Genomic DNA, 515 nt, shown 5'->3' on the forward strand with positions numbered 1-515 from the left:
AAACTTAACTGCTGAAGAAAAGGATGCTTTGAAGAAGACCGTTGCTGGTGAAGTTAACAAAGCTAAGGCTGCAATTGATGCTGCCACTAAAGACGCTGATGTTAATACAGCACAAACTAATGGTGAAAAAGCTATTAACAACGTTAATGTTCCTGCTACTTCTGCAACTAAAGATGCTGCTAAGAATGCCATCGATCAAGCTGCTAAGGCTAAGAACGCTGCAATCGATGCTTCAAACTTAACTGCTGAAGAAAAATCCACGTTAGTTGGCCAAGCACAAAAACTTGCTGATGACGCAATTGCTAACATCAATCAAGCAAAAACTAACGATGCAGTAAAAACTGCTAAGGACACTGGTGTTGGAACGATTAACAACATTCCTACTACTTCAGCAACTAAAGATGCTGCTAAGAAGGCCATCGATCAAGCTGCTCAGACTAAGGATGATGCAATCGATAAATCAAACTTAACTGCTGAAGAAAAGGATGCTTTGAAGAAGACCGTTGCTGGTGAAG

General features: G+C 40.6%; 1 protein-coding gene. It reads left to right on the forward strand.

Translation table 11 applies throughout. The annotated features are described in order from the left end of the window. Window positions 1-515: DUF1542 domain-containing protein (locus CP366_RS10375; protein ID WP_143469311.1), on the forward strand; the 515-nt coding region annotated here is incomplete at both ends.

The organism is Lactobacillus sp. UMNPBX15 (assembly GCF_002553785.1).
Lineage (GTDB): Bacteria > Bacillota > Bacilli > Lactobacillales > Lactobacillaceae > Lactobacillus > Lactobacillus crispatus.